Annotated in this window: 2 protein-coding genes; both read left to right on the top strand. The window is 75.9% G+C overall.

The annotated features are described in order from the left end of the window. The coding region (locus tag ACIRYZ_RS46225) for an SDR family NAD(P)-dependent oxidoreductase (protein ID WP_402955695.1) at nucleotides 1-3,672 on the top strand (3,672 nt) is incomplete at its 5' end. A 2-nt stretch (nucleotides 3,673-3,674) separates the two neighbouring features. Then, nucleotides 3,675-4,316 (top strand): beta-ketoacyl synthase N-terminal-like domain-containing protein (locus ACIRYZ_RS46220; protein WP_402955693.1); only part of this gene is annotated, 642 nt, incomplete at its 3' end.

Here is a 4,316-nt window from a genome sequence, read left to right as displayed (position 1 = left end):
GTGTTCGTGTTCCCGGGTCAGGGTGCCCAGTGGGCCGGGATGGCGGTCGAACTGCTGGACCGCGCACCGGTGTTCGCCGACCGGATGGCCGAGTGCGCGGCGGCCCTGGCGGAGTTCGTGGACTGGGCGCCGGAGGACGTGCTGCGGCAGGTGCCGGGCGCCCCGTCGCTGGAGCGGGTCGATGTCGTCCAGCCGCTCTCCTGGGCGGTGATGGTGTCGCTGGCGGCGCTCTGGCGCTCGTACGGCGTCGAGCCGGCGGCGGTCGTGGGGCACTCACAGGGCGAGATCGCCGCCGCCTGCGTGGCCGGCGCACTCACCCTGCGGGACGCGGCCCGGGTGGTCGCCCTTCGCTCGCAGGCGATCGCCCGGGGACTGGCCGGCCGCGGCGGGATGATGTCGGTGGGCCTGCCGGCCGACGAGGTGCGGGCCCGCCTGCACGCGTGGCCGGACCGGCTGGAGGTGGCGGCCCTGAACGGCCCGTCCGCCACGGTCGTCGCCGGCGATCCGGAGGCGCTGGACGAGCTGCTCGCCGCCTGCGAGGCGGACGGCGTCCGGGCCCGCCGGGTGCCGGTGGACTACGCCTCCCACACCGCCCACGTGGAGCGGATCGAGGACGACCTCGCCCGGGTGCTCGCGGACGTCCGCCCCGAGCCCGCGCGGGTGCCGCTCTTCTCGACCGTCGAGCGGGACTGGCTCGGCGAACGGCCGGTCGACGCCGGCTACTGGTACCGCAACCTGCGGCAACCGGTGTACTTCCACTCCGCCGTGGCGGCCCTCGCCGAGCAGGGGTACCGCACGTTCGTCGAGGTCAGCCCCCACCCGGTGCTCACCATGAACGTCGAGGAGGTCCTGGAGGGGCGGTCCGAGCCGGGCGCCGCCGTGGTCTGCGGCACGCTCCGGCGCGACGAGGGAGGACTCGACAAGTTCCTGGCCTCGGCCGCGAGGCTCTGGACGCACGGCGCCGCCGTGGACTGGAACGGCGCCTACGCCGGGACCGGCGCGCGCCGCGTCGAGCTGCCGACCTACGCCTTCCAGCGGCGCCGCCACTGGGTGCACCCGCTCGCCGACCGGCCGCTGCTCGGGCAGCCCGTGGAACTCGCCGACGGCGGCGCCACCGTGCACACCGAACGCCTCTCGCTGCGCAGCCGACCCTGGCTGGCCGACCACCGCGTGCTCGGCCAGGCGGTGGTGCCGGGGACCGCCCTGCTGGAGATGGCGCTGCGCATCGGCCACACGGTGGACGAACTGGCCCTCCGGGCACCGCTGGTGGTGCCGGAACGGGGCGAAGTCGAGGTGCAGCTGACGGCGGCGGCACCGGACGCGTCCGGGCGGCGGGAACTGCGCATCCACGGCCGCCTGCGCGGCGAGGCCGAGGAGGACTGGCAGCTGCACGCCACCGGGCGGGTCGGCCCGGCGGAAGCCGCCGCCGGAGACCCGGCGCCGGCCGAGTGGCCGCCGAGCGGCGCGGCCCCGCTGGATCCCGCCGGCTGGTACGACGAACTCGCCCGGCGCGGCCTGGAGTACGGGCCGGCCTTCCGCAACCTGGGCGCGGTGTGGCGGCACGGTGACGACCTCCTTGCCGAGGTGGCTCTCGCGGAGGAAGCGGGACCGTTCCGCGTGCATCCCGCGCTGCTGGACGCGGTCCTCCATCCGCTGGTGCTGGAGGAGGGCAGCGGGCCGGTGGTCCCGTTCTCCTGGGAGGGCGTGCGGCTCGCCCGGACCGGGGCCTCCCGCCTACGGGTCCGGATCGGGCTGCTCGGCGGGCAGCGGGCGGCGCTGACCGCCACCGACGGCAACGGCGCCCCGGTGCTCTCGGTCGACTGCCTCACCCTGCGCCCGCTCGACGCCCGCCGCTCCGACCCCAAGCTGTTCCAGGTCGACTGGCGCGATGCCGGTGTCCCCGCCGAGACCGGGTCGTCGGACGCCCCGACCGTCGTCCTGCCGGTCCCGTCGAGCGCGGCCGAGCTGCCCGCGGCCGTGCACGCGACGGCGGAGCGGGTGCTGCGGGACGTCCGGGCGTGGCTGGCCGAGCACGGCGAGGGCCCCGGACGACTGGCCGTCATCACCCGCCGGGCCGTGGCCGTGGCACCCGGCGAGGAGCTCGACCTGCCCGCCGCCGCCGTGTGGGGCTTGCTGCGCTCGGCCCAGACCGAACACCCGGGCCGGATCGTCCTGCTGGACCACGACGGCGACGGGGAGCCCGCAGCCGATCAGCTGCGGGCGGCCCTCGCCGTCGACGAACCGCAGGTCGCCCTGCGCGCCGGACGGATCCACGTCCCCCGGCTCGCCCGCGGCTCCGTCCCCGCGCCCACCGCCGACCGCTCGCCGGTCGGCCCCGACGGGACGGTGCTGATCACCGGCGGTACCGGCGGCCTGGGTGCCACTGTGGCACGCCATCTGGTGGAGCGGCACGGCGTCCGCCGACTGCTGCTGGTCAGTCGCAGCGGCTCCGCCGCCGCCGGCGCGGCGGAGCTGGTCGCGGAGCTGACCGCCAAGGGGGCGGCAGTCTCGGTGGCCGCGTGCGACGTGGCCGACCGGTCCGCGCTGGCCGAGGTCCTCGCGGCCGCCCCCGCGTCGGCCCCGCTGCGGGCCGTGGTGCACGCGGCCGGGGTCCTGCAGGACGGCGCGGTCGCCTCGCTGACGGCGGAACGGCTGCACGCCATCCTCGCGGCGAAGGCCGACGCGGCCTGGCACCTGCACGAGCTGACCCGCGACCTCGACCTCGGGGCCTTCGTGCTGTTCTCCTCGGTCTCCGCCACCGTCGGCCTGGCCGGTCAGGCCAACTACGCGGCCGCCAACGCCTTCCTCGACGCGCTCGCCCACCACCGGCACCAGCGCGGACTTCCCGCGGTGTCGCTGGGCTGGGGCCTGTGGGAGCAGAGCACCGGACTGACCGGAGCGCTCGGCCCCGCCGACCTGCGGCGGATCCTCCGTACGGGCCTGCGGCCGTTGCCCACCGACCAGGCGCTGGCCTTGCTCGACCTCGCCCTCGACGCGGACCGGCCGCACCTGGTGCCCGCCTGGTTCGACCCGGACGAGCTGCGGGACAGCGCCCCGCCCGCCGTGCTGCGCGCACTGGTGCGCGCGCCGGCCGGCCGGCCGGCGGACGGCGCGCGATCCCTGGGCGAGAGGCTGCGGTTCCTGCCCGAGCACGAGCGGGAACTGACGCTCCGCCGGCTCGTCCAGACGGAGATCGCGACCGTGCTGGGCCGTTCCGGACCGGGCGACGTGGCACCCGACCGCGGCTTCATGGAAATGGGTTTCGACTCGCTCACCGCCCTGGAGCTGCGCAGCCGGCTGGCCGGCCTCACCGGGCTCACCCTGACCGCGACGGTGACCTTCGACCACCCGAGCGTGCTGGCCCTGGCCCGGCACCTGCTGGAGCGGCTCGCCCCGGAACCGGCTCCGGCTCCGGCCCCGGCTCCGGGCCCCGGGCCGTCGGCCGAACCGCCGGGCGAGCCCGCGCTCGCCGCCCTGGCCCGGCTGGTGGCCGACGCGGCCACCCTCGACGCCGGGCTGCGCCTGGATGTCACCGCACAGGTGTGGGAGTTGCTGTCGGCACTGACCGCCGCCGGAGCGGACGGGACGGCGCCGGTGCACGACGAGGAGATCACCGCGGCAAGCGCGGACGAGCTCTTTTCCTTGATCGACGATGAGCTTGGAAGGCCCTGAAGATGACCGAGGCGAAGCTGCTCGACTACCTGAAGCGGGTCACCACGGAGCTGCGTCAGACCCGCCGCCAACTGGCGGAGCTGGAGGAGACGGCCGGCCGGGAGCCGATCGCGATCGTGGGGATGGCCTGCCGATACCCGGGCGGGGTCTCCTCGCCCGAGGACCTGTTCCGACTGACCCTCGACGGCGTGGACGCGCTCACCGAGTTCCCGACGAACCGCGGCTGGGACGTCGAGGGGCTGTACGACCCCGACCCGGACCGCCTCGGCACGACCTACACCCGGCACGGCGGATTCCTGCACGACGCGGGCGAGTTCGACGCGGACCTGTTCGGCATGTCCCCGCGCGAGGCACTGACCACCGACCCGCAGCAGCGGCTCCTGCTCCAGGTCTCCTGGGAGGCGCTGGAGCGCGCGGGCATCGCCCCGGCCTCGCTGCGCGGCAGCCGGACCGGCGTCTTCGCGGGCGTGATGTACGACGACTACGCGTCGCGCCTGGGCCCGGAGACCGGCGCTCTGGAAGGCCACCTGTTCAACGGCAGTCTGCCGAGTGTGGCGTCGGGGCGGATCTCGTACACCTTCGGGTTCGAGGGGCCGGCGGTGACGGTGGACACGGCGTGTTCGTCGTCGTTGGTGTCTCTGCAC

Origin of the sequence: Kitasatospora sp. NPDC101155 (genome assembly GCF_044768305.1) — a bacterium.
In the GTDB taxonomy this organism is placed as follows: domain Bacteria; phylum Actinomycetota; class Actinomycetes; order Streptomycetales; family Streptomycetaceae; genus Kitasatospora.
Note: the sequence above shows the minus strand (reverse complement) of the source record. Positions and strands in the feature narration are given on the sequence as shown.